The following is a 14686-nucleotide window of genomic DNA, read 5'->3' as shown; positions in this document are numbered from 1 at the left end:
TCGAGTAGGCTCGTCCGGTGATCACCAAGCGCGCGACGAAGCTCGCGGACGGCCGCGACCTCATCTACTTCGACGATGCGGACACGACGCTGCCTGCCGAACGTCGCATCGACGAGCGGACACTCGACCCGCGTCCGGCGACCGCGCAGATGCGCCAGGACGTCCTCACGGGCGAGTGGGTCTCCATCGCCAGCAGTCGGCAGAACCGCGTGTTCCTGCCCTCGGCCGACCAGGACCCCCTCGCGCCCCAGTCCGCGGCGAACCCGTCGGAGATCCCGAGCGTGTACGACGTCGCGGTGTTCGAGAACCGGTCGCCCTCGTTCGGTCCGGCACTGCAGGCCGACGACGCTCCTGGCTCGCTGGACTCGCTGACCGAGGTCGGCCTGAACCGGACGTTCCGGTCGGTCGGTCGGTGCGAGGTCGTGTGCTTCTCCCCCGAGACCGCCGGGTCGTTCGCGTCCATCTCCGAGTCGCGGGCCCGCACCGTGGTCGAAGCGTGGGCCGACCGCACTGCTGCGCTCTCCGCGATGCCCGGCATCCAGCAGGTGTTCCCGTTCGAGAACCGGGGCGAAGCGATCGGGGTCACGCTGCACCACCCCCACGGGCAGATCTACGCGTACCCGTACGTGACGCCGCGCACGCAGCGGCTCCTCGACTCGATCGAGCGCTTCGGGCCGGACCTGTTCGAGCAGCACCTCGCGAACGAGCGCGACTCCGACCGGGTCGTCCTCGCCGGCGAGCACTTCACCGCCTTCGTGCCGTTCGCCGCTCGCTGGCCGCTCGAGATCCACATGCTCCCGCACCGCCACGTGCCGGACTTCGCCGGCCTGACCGATGCCGAGAAGGACGAGCTGGCGCACATGCACCTGCGGCTGACCCGCGGGATGGACCAGCTGTACGGCGACCCCACGCCGTACATCGCCGCGTGGCACCAGGCCCCGGTGCACACCGCGCGTGACACCGTGCGGCTGATGCTGCAGATCACGTCGCCGCGTCGGGCGGAGACGAAGTTGAAGTTCCTGGCCGGCAGCGAAGCCGCCATGGGGGCCTGGATCGGGGACGTCGTCCCCGAGCAGCAGGCCGAGTTCATCCGAGGAGGGATCGAACGAGCATGACGTTCCAGCAGGTGTTCGGGTACGAGCCGACGGTGCGGTACTCCGCCCCGGGGCGGGTCAACCTGATCGGTGAGCACACCGACTACAACGAGGGCTACGTCCTGCCGTTCGCGATCGACCGTCGCACGACGGCGTCCATCGCTCCGCGGACCGACCGGGTGCTGCGTGTCGCCTCGGCCTTCGACCCGGAGTCCGTCGTCTCGCTCGCACTCGACGACCTCGAACCGGAGGCGATGAGCGGCTGGTCGGCGTACGTGCTCGGCATCGCGTGGGCGCTCCGGGAGCAGGGCGCGGATCTGTCGGAGAAGAGCGGCTTCGACGTCTTCATCGAGTCCGACGTCCCCGTGGGTGCTGGCCTGTCGTCGAGCGCCGCGATCGAGTGCGGCGTCGCGCTGGCGTTCAACGACCTGTGGGAGCTCGGCCTCGACCGCAAGCAGCTCGCACGCGTCGGGCAGTACTCCGAGAACCACGCGGTCGGGGCACCGACCGGGATCATGGACCAGTCCGCGTCGCTCCTGGGCGAGCGCGACGCCGTCGTGTTCCTCGACTGCCGCACGCTCGACACCGCCGTGGTCGACATGGCGCTGTCGGCGAACGGACTCGAGGTGCTGGTGATCGACACCCGCGTCGAGCACGCCCACGCGACCGGCGGGTACAAGGCCCGTCGGGAGTCCTGCGAGCGAGGCGCCCAGGTGCTCGGCGTCGAGGCACTCCGTGACGTGACGGTGGACGACCTCCCCCGTGCCGCTGCGCTGCTGGACGACGAGACCTTCCGCCGTGTGCGCCACGTCGTCACCGAGGACCAGCGCGTCCTCGACACCGTCCGTACGCTCCGTGGGCACGGCCCGCGGGCGATCGGTGAGCTGCTCGTGGCATCGCACGCGTCGATGCGCGACGACTTCGAGATCTCGGTGCCCGAGCTCGACCTCGCCGTGACCACCGCGATGGCGAACGGAGCCGTCGGGGCACGCATGACCGGCGGCGGGTTCGGGGGTGCCGCGATCGCGCTCGTCGATGCCGCACAGCGCGAGGCGATCGGCGCCGCGGTGACGGCCGCCTTCGCCGAGGCCGGGTACCGGGAGCCCTCGGTGTTCACCGTGCACGCGGACCAGGGCGCGCGCCGAGACGGCTGAGCGGCGCGTCAGCGGGTCATGTGCTCCACGGTGACGGTCGCGCCGCCCCATGGGAAGGACGTGACCGGCAGCGTCTGACGCTGGACCTGGTCCAGCACGAACGCGGACTGCCAGAACGAGTACACCCCGACCCCGACGACGACGAGCACCGGGATCGCGACGAGTGCCACGACCCGGACGATCCGCCCGGCGCGGTGCCGGCCGTACCGGGCGAGCGTCGCCGGGAGCGTCACACCGACGACGCCGGCGAGCACGATCAGCACGAGGACGAGCGGCGACGCGTGTCCGACCACCGACACCGATGGTGGGGCGCTCGGCACGACGGCACCCTGCGCATCGATCCAGTGCCCGTCTGCGTCGACGCCGCCGTAGTCCGCGCTGGCGCTCCAGACCGAGACGGCACGGAACACGAACACCGCGACGACGGCGACCGCCGCGACCATCCATCCGCGGATCCGGAATCGACGCCCCTCGACGGACATGACCGGCGCGGTCACCAGTTGCTCCCCCATGGCGCGACGCTAGCACGCTCGTGACCACGCGAAAGCGACAGTTCCCGGCCGGATCGCGGTGGGGAACTGTCGCTTTCGCGGGGCGGACCCAGCGCGGAACCGGGCGGACCCAGCGCGGAACCGGACGGACCCAGCGCGGAACCGGACGGACCCAGCGCGCCTACTTCAGGTGGCGCTCCGCGGCCTCGACCACGTTCTTCATCAGCATCGCGCGGGTCATCGGCCCGACGCCACCGGGCGTCGGGGAGAGGAACCCGGCGACCTCTGCGACCGCGGGGTCGACGTCGCCGCGCAGCTTCGCCTTGCCGGTCGACTCGTCGACCACACGACTGATGCCGACGTCGATCACGGCCGCGCCCGGCTTGACCCATCCCGGCTGCACGAGCCCGGCGACACCGGCGGCCGCGACGATGATGTCGGCGCGACGGCACTCTGCGGCGACGTCCTCGGTCAGGGAGTGCGTCAGGGTGGCGGTGGCCTCGAGCCGGGTGAGCAGCAAGCCCAGCGGCCGGCCGACCGTCAGCCCCTGCCCGATGATCGTGACGTGCTGCCCGCGGATCGGGACGCCGTAGGCGTCGAGCATGGCGACGATGCCGCGCGGGGTGCACGGCAGCGGGGCGTCGATCGTGCCGGCACCACCGGGGACCGCGAGCACGAGCTCACCGAGGTTGGTCGGGTGCAGGCCGTCGGCGTCCTTCGCCGGGTTCATCAGCTCGAGCATCGGGATCGGGTCGATGCCCTGCGGCAGCGGCAGCTGCACGATGAACGCGGTGACCCGGGGGTCGTCGTTCATCTGCAGGATCGCCGCCCGGATGTCCGCTGGACCCGCCGACGACGGGAGGTCGATGCGGACCGAGTCGAGCCCGATCTGTGCCGAGTCCTTGTGCTTCCCGGCCACGTAGGACACCGAGCCCGGGTTCTCGCCGACCATGATCGTGCCGAGCCCTGGTCGGAACCCGTGGTCGTGCAGCCGGTCGATGCGGACCTTCAGGTCGTCGAGCGTCCGGGCGGCGAGGGCGGTGCCGTCGATGCGGACGGCACTGCCTTCACCCGCCCAGAGCGCCCGCGGCAGGTCGGCCACGGCGCCGCTCACGCGTACAGCGGGAACGCGTCGGCCAGGGCCTTCACCCGGGCGGACAGCGCGTCGATGTCCGGGTTCGGCATGAGCGTCAGCGCGATGATGTCGGCGACCTCGGTGAACTCGGCGTCCCCGAAGCCGCGCGTCGCGAGCGCCGGGGTACCGATGCGGACTCCCGAGGTGACCATCGGCGGGCGCGGGTCGAACGGCACCGAGTTGCGGTTCACGGTGATGCCGACCTCGTGCAGCAGGTCCTCGGCCTGCTTGCCGTCGACCTCGGACTCGCGGAGGTCGACGAGCACCAGGTGCACGTCGGTGCCGCCGGTGAGCACGTCGATACCGGCCGCGCGCGCATCGGACTGCGTGAGGCGCTCCGCAAGGATGCGGGCGCCCCGGAGCGTGCGCTCCTGCCGGTCCTTGAACTCCGGCGTCGCGGCGAGCAGGAACGCGGTCGCCTTGGCGGCGATCACGTGCATGAGCGGGCCGCCCTGCTGGCCCGGGAACACCGCGGAGTTCAGCTTCTTGAAGAGCGACTCCTCGTTGGACAGGATGATGCCGGAGCGCGGACCGGCGAGCGTCTTGTGCACCGTCGACGACACGACGTGGGCGTGCGGCAGCGGCGACGGGTGGAGGCCGGCGGCGACGAGCCCGGCGAAGTGCGCCATGTCCACCCAGAGGGTCGCGCCGACCTCGTCCGCGATCTCGCGGAACTTCGCGAAGTCGAGCTGGCGCGGGTATGCCGACCAGCCGGCGATGAGGACCTTCGGCTGGTGCTCGATCGCCTTCGCGCGGATGTCGTCGTAGTCGACCTCGAACGTCTCCGGGTCGACGCCGTAGGACACGGCGTTGTAGATGCGGCCGGAGAAGTTGAGCTTCATGCCGTGGGTCAGGTGGCCGCCGTGGGCGAGCTCGAGGCCGAGGATCGTGTCGCCGGCGGAGGCGATGGCGTGCAGGACCGCGGCGTTCGCGCTGGCGCCGGAGTGCGGCTGCACGTTCGCGTAGGCGGCACCGAACAGGGCCTTCGCCCGGTCGATGGCGAGCTGCTCGGCGACGTCGACGAACTCGCAGCCGCCGTAGTAGCGCTTGCCCGGGTAGCCCTCGGCGTACTTGTTCGTCAGGACGGAGCCCTGCGACTCGAGGACGGCGCGCGGGACGAAGTTCTCGGACGCGATCATCTCGAGGGTGTCGCGCTGGCGGCCGAGCTCGTTCTGCAGGACCGCGGCGATCTCGGGGTCGACCTCGGCGAGGGGGGCGTTGAAGGTGGACTGCGCGGTGTTCGACGGTGCGGACGGCGCGGGCAGATCGGTGATGGACACGGGACTCCTACGGTGTGCGGACGACCATGCGGTCGTGCTCGGACGGTCGGTGCGCGCTGCCCAGGCGTACGGCAGCGCACCGTGTCAGGTGTCGCTTCCCGATGGTGACCCATCCAACGCCAGTCGCGACGTGACGATCGTACCGAGCCGCCCAGCCTGTGTCACCCTGGAGACATGACCATGCTGTCGCCGGACGTGGACGAAGCCACGAGCACGCGCGCCGACGTGCCGTGGGTCACCGTGGTCTGGGACGACCCGGTGAACCTGATGTCCTACGTCACCTACGTCTTCCAGAGCTACTTCGGGTTCCCGGTCGCCAAGGCGGAGCGGCTGATGCACCAGGTCGACTCCGAGGGACGGGCGATCGTGGCGACCGGCCACCGCGAGGAGATGGAGCGGCACGTCGAGGCGATGCACGGCTACGGACTCCAGGCCACCGTCGACCGGGCGCCCGAAGCGTGAACGGGTACCGCGCGTGATCCCGTTCGTTCGTCGCGGGGATGGCATCCACCTCGGCCTGGCCTCCGGCGAGCGCGACGTGCTGATGAGCCTCACCGAGCAGCTCCGGCAGATCCTCGACGGCGACATGGACTCCGACCCGGTGACGCTCCGGATGTTCCCGGACGCCTACCCCGGCGATCGGGCGGCGAGCGCCGAGTTCCGCCGGTACACGCAGAGCGACCTCCGGACGGCGAAGTCCGCGAACGCGCAGGTCGTCCACGACTGGCTCACGGGGGCGAAGGACGGCGCGCTCACCGCGGCCGACGAGCAGTCCTGGCTCCGGTGCCTGACCGATCTGCGGCTGACGATCGCGGACCGGCTGGGGATCGTCGACCAGGCGACGGAGGACGCGACGCGCACGTCGGCCGCCGCCGTCGGCCTCCGCGACGTCTACGACTGGCTCGGGTACGTCCAGGAGCACCTGGTCACGACGATGACCGACAAGAGATGATCGACCAGCGGTGACGCTCACCTTCCGCGCATCCACGGGATCCGACCTGGAGGCCCTGCTCGCCTTCTCGACGTCGGAACCGGTCGCGTGGACCGTGGCGGACCGGTACCGGCAGGAGTCGGCTGCGCGGAACCACCGCCCGGAGTGGTCGTTCCTCGCGGAGCGCGACGGTCGCCCGGTCGGGCGGGCGATCTGGTGGGGCGGTGCCGACGCGGGAGCGCCGAGCACGCTCGACGACGTGATCGTGTCCGCATCGGAGCACGGCGACCGCGTGGCGATCGCCGCGGGTCTGATCCGGACGGGCGCGCAGGCGTTCGGGGTGCTCCCGGAGTGGATCGTCGACGTCGCGGTCGACTGGCACGACGACCCGTCCGCCGTCGCCGCGGTCTCGTGGCGGGCGGACGCAGCGCAGGCGGCAGGACTGGTCAGGACGACCGAGCGCGTGAGCGTCGCCTGGACGCCTTCGGCGGGGGTGCCGGACACCGGTCCGTTCCGCTTCCGCGAGGGCGACGACGCCGAGTTCACGGACCTGTTCGCCCGGGTCACGGTCGGGTCGCTCGACGCGCACACCGTCGCCACCGTCGAACGGCTCGGCGCCAGGGGCACCGCGGCCGACGACCTCGACTTCTACCGGTCGCTGCCCGGCCGGCGCGAGGACTGGCGGATCGCGGTCGACACGGACGGCCTCACGGTCGGGTTCGTCCTGGCCACGCGGACGGCCTACGACGCCGCGATCAGCTCCATCGGCGTCCTGCCACAGCACCGGGGGCGCGGGGTGGTCGACGCGCTCCTCGGCGAGGGGCTCCGGGTCCACGCCGATGCCGGGGAGACCCGGGTGGTCGGCACCACGGACGCGGCGAACACCCCGATGCGCCGGGCGTTCGAGCGCGCCGGGTTCGTCGTCACGAAGCGCCGGATCGTCTTCGACACCTGAGTCGAAACAGGAAGGCTAACTTGCAAGTTATCCTTCCGAAGCGTACCGTCGGCGACGTGAACAGCCGTGTGGAGACCGAGACCGACCTGGCTGACGAGATCCTCGCCATGCACGGCCGGATCCGCCGGACCCTCCTCGCCGGGAAGGCCGACGACGTCACCGCGTCACAATCGGCAGCCCTCGGACGGCTCGTCCGCGACGGCGCCTCCACGACCGCGGCACTCGCCCGCGCCGAAGGGGTCCGCCCGCAGTCCATGGGCGCGACCGTCCAGGCGCTGGAGGACCTCGGGCTCGTCGAGCGCACGCAGGACCCGACCGACGGCCGTCGCACGATCGTCAGCGCGACCGACGCCGGACACGCTGCCCGCAGGGACTCCCAGCGTTCCCGCACCCGTCTGCTCGCCGAGCGCCTCGCCGCGCTCGACCCCGACGACCGCGCGACCGTCGCGCGGTCCCTCACCATCCTCGGAACCCTCGTCGAGCGGTGACCGCCTGCCAGGCGTGACGGGCGTCCCCGACGCACGCCGAGCCTCCAGGCCGCACCTCCCCGACCACGTCGAAAAGGCACCCCACCACGTCCACCGCAACCGCTCCCACCCCCGTCACCTCGGCGCGCGAATCGAAGGGCTCCGGCTTCGGGCCGAAGCTCCTCGTCCCGATCCTCGTCGGGCCACTGCTCAACCCGATCAACACGACGATGGTCTCCGTCGCCCTCGCGCCGATCTCCCGCGACCTCGGGATCGGCGCGTCGCAGGCGATCTGGCTCGTCGCGGCGCTGTACCTGGCGAGCGCGATCGCCCAGCCGACGATGGGGAAGCTCGCTGACCGGTTCGGGCCGAAGAAGGTCTTCATGGCAGGACTCGTCGTCGTCGGGATCGCCGGCGTCGTGCCCGAGGTCCTGACGGGGTTCGGCGGCGCGGTGTTCGCGCGGGTGCTCATCGGCATCGGGACCTCGTCGGCGTACCCGGCGGCGCTCACCACGCTCCGGCAGCACTCCGCCCGGATCGGCAAGCCCACCCCGCCGCTCGTCCTCGGCGCGCTCTCGATCACCTCGCTGGTCTCCGCCGCGGCGGGGCCGCCCCTCGGCGGCGCGCTCATCGCGGCGTTCGGGTGGCACGCGATCTTCCTCGTGAACGTCCCGATGGCGGCGTTCGGCCTCGTCGTCGCCGGGCTCTGGCTGCCGTCCGACCGGCTCCGACCCCGCTACGACGCGGACGTCCCCGTACTGACGGCGCTCGACCCGTTCGGCATGGTGCTCATGACGGGCACGGTGTCGGCGCTCCTGGTGTTCCTGCTCGACATCTCGGCCGGGCTCTGGTGGCTGCTCGGTGTGGCGATCGTGCTGTTGGCCGCGCTGATCGTCTGGGAGCTCCGGGCAGCGAAGCCGTTCATCGACGTACGGATGCTCGCGCGGAACGGCGCACTGTCCCGCACCTACGTCCGACTGTTCCTCGTCTACATGCTCGCGTACACGATGACGTACGGGTTCTCGCAGTGGGTGCAGGACGTCGCGGGGTACTCGAGCGACCAGGCCGGGTACATCCAGCTCCCCGCGGCGATCGTCGCCGGGATCGTGTCGTTCCTCGTCGCCAGGAAGACGGCGGTCCGCGGTCCGCTCGTCGTCGCCGCGGTCGTGCCGATCGTCGGCGGGCTGCTCCTCCTCGGGCTGCACACCGGATCGCCCGTCGTGCTGCTCGCCCTGGCGCCGGCGCTGTTCGGCATCCCCCAGGCACTCGCGTCGGTGTCGAACCAGGCGGCGCTGTACAAGATCGTCCCGCCCGAGTCGATCGGTACCGCTGCCGGCCTCTCGCGCACGAGCGTCTACATCGGGGCGATCGCCGCGTCGTCGCTCATCGGCGGCGTGTTCGGCCAGGGTCCGACCACGGCGGACCTGCACGTCCTCGGGTGGGTCATCGTGGGGATCGCGGTCCTGCTCACCGCGCTGACGGTCTCCGACCGCGCGCTGGGTTCTCGCGCGGCGCGCTGAGCGCCGCTGCGGCGGGCGCGGCGCGCTGCGCCGCGCGCGCGGCGGCGCGGCCGGTCGCACAACTGAAAGCACACCGCACAACGGGATGACGTGGCGCGCTGTGCTTTCGGTTGTGCGGGCGCGGGCCGGGGGCGCGAGCCGAGGGCGCGAGCCGGGGCCGGGGGGCGCGGGCTGCGGCCCGGCGCCGGACCCGCACCGAGCCTCCCGTCCGCACCGCGCAGCGGCCCCGCCCCGGTACCCTGAACCGGTGACCGACCCGACGCCCACGAGCACCCCCACGCACTGGACCCTCACGCTGGTCTGCGATGACCGGCCCGGGATCGTGCACGCCGTCTCCGGGGCCGTCGTGCAGGCGCAGGGCAACATCACCGAGTCGCAGCAGTTCTCGAGCCACGACACGAACACGTTCTTCATGCGCCTGCAGGTGATGGCGCCCGTCGACCGCGCGACCTTCGAGCAGGCCATCGCGCCCGTGGTCGAGCGCTACGGCATGCGCGTCCAGCTCGACGTCGTCGGCCGGCCGATGCGCACGCTCGTCCTGGTGTCGAAGGCCGGGCACTGCATGAACGACCTGCTCTACCGGCAGCGCGGCGGCCAGCTCCCGATCGACGTGCCGCTGGTGCTGTCGAACCACGCGGACCTGTCCGAGCTCGCGGCGTTCTACTCCGTCCCGTTCGAGCACCGTCCGGTCACCGACGCGGCCAGCAAGGAAGCGATGGAGCGCCGCATCCTCGCGGCGGTGGAGGAGCACGACATCGAGCTCGTCGTCCTCGCGCGCTACATGCAGATCCTGTCGCCAGAGCTCTGCGCCGCGCTCAAGGGCCGCGCGGTCAACATCCACCACTCGTTCCTGCCCGGCTTCAAGGGTGCGAACCCGTACCGGCAGGCGCACGCCCGCGGCGTGAAGCTGATCGGTGCGACGGCGCACTTCGTCACGAGCGATCTCGACGAGGGGCCCATCATCGAGCAGAACGTCGTCCGCGTCGACCACACGAAGGACCCGTCCGAACTGGTGTCGATCGGCCAGGACGAGGAGTCCAGGACCCTCACCCAGGCGGTGCGCTGGATCGCGGAGGACCGAGTCCTGCTCGACGGCGCCCGCACGATCATCTTCAAGTAGGCACCATGAGCAACGCACCACGCTCCCCCATGGACTGGGGAGACACGCCTGACCCGTCCGCGATCGGCAAGCCCCGACGCGAGTTCGACGCCTGGAAGGTGCTGCGGGTGGCCGTCTGCACCTTCGGTCTGCTCTCGCTGGCGTACTGGGGCTACATCGCGTGGCCGTTCCCGATGCCCGGGATCCTGTTCATGATCGGCGCGCCCGTCTTCGCGATCGTCGTCTGGTACCTGTTCCGGTCGCCGCGGTCGCCGATCGAGACGGACGCGGTCGGCAAGACCATCGTCGAGGTGGCCCTGATCGTCGCGGCCGGTGGCTGCTGGATCTCGATCGGGCACCCGGTCGTGGGTCTGGTCTTCATCGTGGTGGCCGCGGTCTCCGGGATCGTCACGTTCCGGCGGGAGACGCGGTGAGCGGCGGGTCCGACGCGTCCGGCCCGTCCAGCGCATCCGGCGGGTCCGGTACGTCCGGCGCGTCCGGCCGGGAGGCTCGGCGCACGCTGGTCCGCGCCCGTCACGTCGTCGACGTGTCCGGGTCCACCGCCGACGGCTGGGTCCTGATCACCGGTGACACCATCCACGCGGTCGGCTCCGGTCCCGAGGCACCTGCCGCGGACGAGGTCGTCGAGCTCGGCGAGGCGATCCTGACCCCAGGGTTCATCGACCTGCACGGGCACGGTGGGGCGACGGAGTCCTACGAGGACGACTCGTTCGCCGAGTCGCTCGCGATGCACCGGTCCCACGGCACGACCCGATCGGTGCTGTCGCTCGTCGCGAACCCCGTCCCCGCCATCGCCGACTCGCTCGCACGGATCCGCGCCGTGATGGACACCGACCCGCTCGTGCTCGGTGTGCACCTGGAGGGACCGTTCCTCTCCCCGCACAACAAGGGCGCCCACAACGAGTCGTTCCTGATCGACCCGACCCCGGCCGCGGTCGACGAGCTGCTGTCGGCCGGCGACGGCGTCATCCGCCAGGTCACCATCGCACCCGAGCTGCCCGGCGCCCTCGACGCGGTCCGCACCGTCGTGTCCGGCGGCGTGGTCGTCGCGGTCGGGCACACCGTCGGCACGTTCGACCAGGCACGCGCCGCATTCGACGCCGGCGCGACGGTGCTCACCCACGCGTGCAACGCGATGCCGGGCCTGCACCACCGCGCGCCGGGGCCGATCGGGGCTGCGGTGGCGGACGACCGTGTGACCCTCGAGCTCATCCTCGACGGCGTCCACGTGCACCCGGTCGTCGCGGAGACCCTGTTCCGCGCAGCCCCGGGTCGGGTCGCGCTGATCACGGACGCGATGGGGGCCGCCGGCGCCGCGGACGGTTCCTACACGCTGGGCTCCCTCGACGTCACCGTGACGGACGGCGTCGCCCACGTCGCCGGGACGGAGACCATCGCGGGGTCGACGCTCACGCAGGACGTCGCGCTGCGGAACGCCGTCACCCTGGCCGGACAGCCGCTCCCCGCTGCCGTCGCGGCGCTGACGAGCGTGCCCGCCGCGGCGCTCGGGCTCGGCGACCGCCTGGGCCGTCTGGCGCCGGGGTTCGCCGCGGACCTCGTGGCGCTGTCGTCGTCGTTCGAGGTGCAGCGGGTCTGGGCCGACGGGCGTCCCCTCGACGTACCCCGAACCGGCTGAGCCGAACAGCGCCTGCACCGAGTGCCCCGTCGCTCGCCCATCGCGATCGCATCGGGCTTGATCATGACGAACACAAGGTGCTCGAGTTCTCCGAGCAGATCAGCCGGGATCAGACCCACGAGCTGCTCCCACACGTGGTCGGCCACACCGATCTCCGCCATGTAGCTCGTTTCGGCGGGTCGTTCACGCAGCGAATCCATCGGTACCTCCATCCCGGTCCGCCTGAGCCGGTCGGAGGGCCTGGATCACGCGTCGTGCGAGTGGAGCGAGATCCAACGAGAGGGCATCGGTCAGGCTGAAGGCCGCGAAACCCTGCCCCTCGTTGAGCTCCATGTCAGCAGGCAGACTCGCCGTGGTCATCTCGAAGACGTGGAGCAGTCGGCCGTCGCCCTCTCGATCGACCACGCGCCACAAGGTGCGGTCGACTCGCGCTCGAACGGAGAGTTCTTCGTGCAGTTCTCGGATCACCGTCTGCTCGGGGGTCTCATTTGGATCGGTTGCACCCCCGAACAACGACCATCGCCCGGGGTTCGAGATCGACGGGTCGTCGTCCCGATGGTGGAGAAGCAGCCCGTCCGGGCACCAGAGCACGGCGACACTCCCTGTGCTGGGACTGTGTGCTGCGTCCTCTCCGTCACGGACGGACAAGTACGGGACATCGCGCTGTTCAGACATCGTCTTCCTCGATTTCCGCCAGCACCCGATGGACGATTCGGCGCGATCGGTTGAACCACGTCGCCGGATCGGCGACGTCGAGACCATCGAACAAGAGCAAGGAGCTCAGCTCGTCGACAGACGTGCCAACAGCCTCGAGGCTCGGAGCGGCAGCGCGGGGACGTTCCAGGCGCCATCGCCGCCCCGGCCAGATCTCATCCCCCTGCCCAGCGAGCGCGTCACAGACATGGCCGAGGGCTGTACCCATCGCGAGTGCAGCCCGCGGCCAATCGCGCAAGGCGCCGAGCGCCAGGGCGTGTTCGACAGCGGTCCGGGCCGACCCGGCGGCCGACCGGACAACGTGTCGACGGAGACCCGATGCACGGAGCACACGTTGCAACTCGGTCTCGGTGGCCCGCCCGTCCAGTCGGCTGGACGCGACACGGCACGCCATATGGAGTCGCTTGCCAGAGACTTCGAGCCCGGCGCCGATGTCCGCGGCGATCCCCACCACGTCGGACCGGCGGTGCAAGCGTGTCCACCAGACGCTTCCGTCTCGGTCGACCTCGCGAAGGAGCTTGCCGTCAGGCTGGTCGACTCGACCACCCTCGACTACCCTGACTCTCTCACCATCCGACGTCGAGCCTGCCCAACGGCCGAGCGTCGGTCGACTCACGTACATCTCGACAGTTCCGACGTCGCGGCATGCGCGCCCCGTAGACCCCTGAAGCCCCCGGTGCGACGCGTCCTGCTCTGGACATTGATCGAGCGCAACGGACATCGTCGTCATGCGAGAACGCTACAAACAACCACCCCGACCTCTCCACCAGACTGAAAAATCCGCAGTGTTGCACAACATGCCGTGGCTATGTGATATTCGTCCGATCGGGTGTCGCGAAGGTGGCAGGTGATCGGCACGGGCGTGCTGATCGATGCCGGCGACGAGCACCTTCTCGAAATCGTCACAGCGCTCATCCAGTCGGCGCTGGTCCTCAAGCGCTGACTGCTTCGCCCCGCAGACCGGCTGAGACGGCGCGCCGCGGGCGACAGGATCACGCCGAGAGCGGGCATTCATTCAACGGTTTGCGGCGTCTGCTTGCTCAACAACCTGCGCTGGGCGCCGAGCCGGCGGACCGTGTGTCGCAGCTACCGCCGATCGGGGTGGAGGCCGACGCTCCGAGCGGTGTCAGTCCGAGGTGCGTGCGGGCTGCTCGGTGCTGCTCTCCTGCTCCACCGGCATCCCATCGTCGTGGCGCAGACGGACGACGCTCGCCAACGTCGACGCGGCCATCGCCACCAGGATGACCACGAGCGACACCCACGTCGGGATCTCCGGCGCCCAGGCAAAGCCGTCCCCGCCGTTGAGGAAGGGCAGCTCGTTGCCGTGCAGTGCGTGCAGCACGAGCTTCACGCCGATGAAGGCGAGGATGAACGCGATCCCGTACTTCAGGTAGACGAGCCGCTCGAGGAGTCCGCCGAGCAGGAAGTACAGCTGCCGCAGGCCCATCAGGGCGAACACGTTCGCGGTGAACACGATGAACGCGCTCTCGGTGATGCCGAAGATCGCGGGGATCGAGTCGAGCGCGAAGAGCAGGTCGGTCGTGCCGATGGCGATCAGGACGACGAGCAGCGGCGTGAAGTGTCGGACGCCGTCCTGCGTGGTGCGGAACCTCATCCCGTCGAAGGTGTCGGTCAGGCGCACGCGTCGGCGCAGCAGCCGGACGACGAGGCCGTCCTTCTGGTCGTCGCCGTCCTCGTCCCGGAGCTGCTGGATCGCCGTCCAGATCAGCCAGGCGCCGAAGAGGTAGAAGATCCAGGAGAAGTCCTCGATCAGCTGGGCTCCGACGAGGATGAAGACGCCCCGGAGCACCAGCGCGATGATGATCCCCAGCATGAGGACCTCTTGCTGGATCTGCTTCGGGACCGAGAACCGCGCCATGATGATGACGAAGACGAAGAGGTTGTCGATGCTGAGGCTGTACTCGGTCAGCCATCCGGCGACGAACTGCCCGGCGGGCTCCCCGCCCGCGAAGACGAACATCGCCACGGCGAAGACCAGCGCGAGCTCGACGTACAGCCCGACCCAGATCGCCGACTCCTTGAGCGTCGGAACGTGCGGACGACGGGCGACGATGAGCAGGTCAGCGAGCAGGATCGCGACGAGGGCGATCATCGAGCCGACTTCGAACACGACAGGAAGTTCCGGCATGCCTCCAGTCTGAGGCACCGCTCAGCACAGCGCGACCACG

At 70.6% G+C, this 14686-nt stretch carries 16 protein-coding genes and 1 riboswitch; of the genes, 10 read left to right on the top strand and 6 right to left on the bottom strand.

Annotation, left to right across the window (positions count from 1 at the left end; all coding sequences use genetic code 11):
• Positions 1–17: 17 nt before the first annotated feature.
• Positions 18–1115 (top strand): galactose-1-phosphate uridylyltransferase, encoded by a 1098-nt coding sequence (galT, locus tag ACEN9V_RS13975; protein ID WP_413600796.1) that lies wholly within the window; start codon positions 18–20, stop codon positions 1113–1115.
• Positions 1112–2248, top strand: coding sequence for a galactokinase (gene galK, locus ACEN9V_RS13970; RefSeq protein WP_413600795.1), 1137 nt, complete (start codon positions 1112–1114; stop codon positions 2246–2248). The genes galT and galK overlap by 4 nt, the downstream gene beginning before the upstream one ends.
• Before the next feature lie 8 nt (positions 2249–2256).
• Here the strand turns inward: galK and ACEN9V_RS13965 are convergent, their stop codons facing one another.
• The 3 genes from ACEN9V_RS13965 to glyA form a co-directional block, all read right to left on the bottom strand.
• Positions 2257–2760 (bottom strand): hypothetical protein, encoded by a 504-nt coding sequence (locus ACEN9V_RS13965; protein WP_413600794.1) that lies wholly within the window; start codon positions 2758–2760, stop codon positions 2257–2259.
• Positions 2761–2920: 160 nt separating this feature from the next.
• Positions 2921–3832, bottom strand: coding sequence for a tetrahydrofolate dehydrogenase/cyclohydrolase catalytic domain-containing protein (locus ACEN9V_RS13960; protein ID WP_413603068.1), 912 nt, complete (start codon positions 3830–3832; stop codon positions 2921–2923).
• Between the two features lie 17 nt (positions 3833–3849).
• Positions 3850–5154 (bottom strand): serine hydroxymethyltransferase, encoded by a 1305-nt coding sequence (gene glyA, locus ACEN9V_RS13955; protein ID WP_413600793.1) that lies wholly within the window; start codon positions 5152–5154, stop codon positions 3850–3852.
• A 51-nt stretch (positions 5155–5205) separates the two neighbouring features.
• Positions 5206–5291, bottom strand: a riboswitch (ZMP/ZTP riboswitch).
• A 37-nt stretch (positions 5292–5328) separates the two neighbouring features.
• On the opposite strand from glyA, the gene clpS reads away from it, so the two are divergent.
• The 8 genes from clpS (at position 5329) to nagA (ending at position 11783) form a co-directional block, all read left to right on the top strand.
• Positions 5329–5616 (top strand): ATP-dependent Clp protease adapter ClpS, encoded by a 288-nt coding sequence (gene clpS, locus ACEN9V_RS13950; RefSeq protein ID WP_281265905.1) that lies wholly within the window; start codon positions 5329–5331, stop codon positions 5614–5616.
• A 13-nt stretch (positions 5617–5629) separates the two neighbouring features.
• Positions 5630–6106: a DUF2017 domain-containing protein gene (locus ACEN9V_RS13945; protein WP_281265906.1), complete on the top strand. Its 477-nt coding sequence runs from the start codon at positions 5630–5632 to the stop codon at positions 6104–6106.
• A 10-nt stretch (positions 6107–6116) separates the two neighbouring features.
• The gene (locus ACEN9V_RS13940) at positions 6117–7040 is read left to right on the top strand and encodes a GNAT family N-acetyltransferase (protein WP_413600792.1); all 924 of its coding nucleotides are present in this window, start codon (positions 6117–6119) and stop codon (positions 7038–7040) included.
• Between the two features lie 56 nt (positions 7041–7096).
• The gene (locus tag ACEN9V_RS13935; RefSeq protein WP_413600791.1) at positions 7097–7528 is read left to right on the top strand and encodes a MarR family winged helix-turn-helix transcriptional regulator; all 432 of its coding nucleotides are present in this window, start codon (positions 7097–7099) and stop codon (positions 7526–7528) included.
• A 170-nt stretch (positions 7529–7698) separates the two neighbouring features.
• Positions 7699–9027 carry an MFS transporter gene (locus tag ACEN9V_RS13930; protein ID WP_413603067.1) on the top strand — a complete coding sequence of 443 codons (1329 nt, stop codon included), beginning with the start codon at positions 7699–7701 and terminating at the stop codon, positions 9025–9027.
• A gap of 247 nt (positions 9028–9274) precedes the next feature.
• Positions 9275–10147, top strand: a complete 873-nt coding sequence (gene purU, locus ACEN9V_RS13925) for a formyltetrahydrofolate deformylase (RefSeq protein ID WP_413600790.1) — start codon at positions 9275–9277, stop codon at positions 10145–10147.
• 5 nt (positions 10148–10152) lie between these two features.
• A complete protein-coding gene (locus ACEN9V_RS13920; RefSeq protein WP_413600789.1) occupies positions 10153–10560 on the top strand; it encodes a YrdB family protein in 408 nt (135 codons plus the stop codon).
• An 86-nt stretch (positions 10561–10646) separates the two neighbouring features.
• A complete protein-coding gene (gene nagA, locus ACEN9V_RS13915; protein ID WP_413603066.1) occupies positions 10647–11783 on the top strand; it encodes an N-acetylglucosamine-6-phosphate deacetylase in 1137 nt (378 codons plus the stop codon).
• 183 nt (positions 11784–11966) lie between these two features.
• On the opposite strand, the gene ACEN9V_RS13910 is transcribed toward nagA, so the two are convergent.
• The 3 genes from ACEN9V_RS13910 to ACEN9V_RS13900 form a co-directional block, all read right to left on the bottom strand.
• Positions 11967–12458, bottom strand: coding sequence for an NUDIX domain-containing protein (locus ACEN9V_RS13910; RefSeq protein WP_413600788.1), 492 nt, complete (start codon positions 12456–12458; stop codon positions 11967–11969).
• Positions 12451–13227: a hypothetical protein gene (locus tag ACEN9V_RS13905; RefSeq protein ID WP_413600787.1), complete on the bottom strand. Its 777-nt coding sequence runs from the start codon at positions 13225–13227 to the stop codon at positions 12451–12453. Before ACEN9V_RS13905 ends, ACEN9V_RS13910 begins: the two co-directional genes overlap by 8 nt.
• Positions 13228–13623: 396 nt before the next feature.
• Positions 13624–14646, bottom strand: a complete 1023-nt coding sequence (locus tag ACEN9V_RS13900; protein ID WP_413600786.1) for a TerC family protein — start codon at positions 14644–14646, stop codon at positions 13624–13626.
• Between the last annotated feature and the right edge of the window lie 40 nt (positions 14647–14686).

Origin of the sequence: Curtobacterium sp. Curtsp57 (genome assembly GCF_047324335.1) — a bacterium.
GTDB lineage: Bacteria > Actinomycetota > Actinomycetes > Actinomycetales > Microbacteriaceae > Curtobacterium.
The sequence above is the reverse complement of the archived record's forward strand: the minus strand, read 5'-3'. Positions and strand labels throughout refer to the sequence as shown.